Origin of the sequence: Streptomyces sp. NPDC047453 (assembly GCF_040643155.1) — a bacterium.
In the GTDB taxonomy this organism is placed as follows: Bacteria; Actinomycetota; Actinomycetes; order Streptomycetales; family Streptomycetaceae; genus Streptomyces.
In genome coordinates this window covers 1-1006 of record NZ_JBEYTS010000196.1, presented here as the reverse complement: position 1 = coordinate 1006, position 1006 = coordinate 1, and the positions used below count along the sequence as shown (strand labels likewise).

Annotated in this window: 1 protein-coding gene; it reads right to left on the bottom strand. The window is 67.1% G+C overall.

Going from position 1 to position 1006, the window contains the following annotated elements; genetic code table 11:
• Positions 1-1006 (bottom strand): flavodoxin-dependent (E)-4-hydroxy-3-methylbut-2-enyl-diphosphate synthase (gene ispG, locus ABZ818_RS42915; RefSeq protein ID WP_361427818.1); only part of this gene is annotated, 1006 nt, incomplete at both ends.

Below are 1006 nucleotides of genomic sequence, written 5' to 3'. Positions count from 1 at the left end.
GCTCCATCTGCTCGGCGATCTTCATGGCCTCCTCGATCAGGGTCTCCACGATCTTCGACTCCGGGACGGTCTTGATGACCTGCCCCTTGACGAAGATCTGCCCCTTGCCGTTGCCGGAGGCCACCCCCAGGTCGGCCTCGCGGGCCTCACCGGGACCATTGACGACACAGCCCATGACCGCGACGCGCAGCGGCACCTCCATACCGGTCAGACCCGCCGTGACCTCCTCGGCCAGCTTGTAGACGTCGACCTGGGCCCGGCCGCAGGACGGACAGGAGACGATCTCCAGACCGCGCTGACGCAGGTTCAGCGACTCCAGGATCTGGATACCGACCTTGATCTCCTCGACCGGCGGCGCGGACAGCGACACCCGGATGGTGTCGCCGATCCCCTCGGAGAGCAGCGCACCGAAGGCCACCGCCGACTTGATCGTGCCCTGGAAGGCGGGACCGGCCTCGGTGACACCGAGGTGGAGGGGGTACTCGCACTGGGCGGCGAGCTGGCGGTAGGCCTCGATCATCACGACCGGGTCGTTGTGCTTGACCGAGATCTTGATGTCCCGGAAGTCGTGCTCCTCGAAGAGGGACGCCTCCCACAGCGCCGACTCCACCAGCGCCTCCGGAGTCGCCTTCCCGTACTTCTGCAGCAGCCGACGGTCCAGGGAACCCGCGTTCACCCCGATACGGATCGGCGTGCCGTGGTCCTTCGCCGCCTTGGCGATCTCCCTCACCTTGTCGTCGAACTGCTTGATGTTGCCCGGGTTCACCCGCACCGCCGCACAGCCCGCCTCGATCGCCGCGAACACGTACTTCGGCTGGAAGTGGATGTCCGCGATCACCGGGATCTGCGACTTCCGCGCGATCGTCGCCAACGCGTCCGCGTCGTCCTGCGTCGGACACGCCACCCGCACGATCTGGCAGCCCGAAGCCGTCAGCTCCGCGATCTGCTGCAAGGTGGCCCCGATGTCCGACGTACGCGTCGTCGTCATCGACTGCACCGACACCGG